The sequence below is a fragment of the Bradyrhizobium sp. Kon56 genome, assembly GCF_055807635.1.
The window spans coordinates 1-305 of sequence record NZ_JBVVOU010000313.1 but is presented as its reverse complement, the minus strand read 5'-3'; the positions used below and the strand labels follow the sequence as shown (position 1 = coordinate 305).

General features: G+C 58.7%; 1 protein-coding gene. It reads left to right on the top strand.

What is annotated here, in order from left to right; translation table 11 throughout:
- Positions 1-233, top strand: a 233-nt coding sequence (locus AC0L3B_RS39110; RefSeq protein WP_473383076.1) for a hypothetical protein, incomplete at its 5' end; no start/stop codon positions are given.
- Positions 234-305 lie beyond the last annotated feature (72 nt).

Genomic DNA, 305 nt, shown 5'->3' with positions numbered 1-305 from the left:
ACACGCAATTGGCCATCACCAGCGGCGAGCAGATCAAGACGGAATTCGATCTGGACTACACGCAGAACAACCAGGCCGCCCACACCCAGCTGGAGATGACCCTGCGTTTCAGAGAGATCGTCCAGTCCCAGGACCTGATTCGCAAAGTCGACGACTACATGGACCCGGACACCGCGGGCATCGTCAGTGAGTTCTCCCGAGCCAGCGCGATTCACACCCAGTATTTTCATTGAGGATCGCGCCATGAAGTCACAAACGCTTGCCTCGCCAGAGGCCGGGGCAGGGAAGTACCCGCTGAGTGTGGT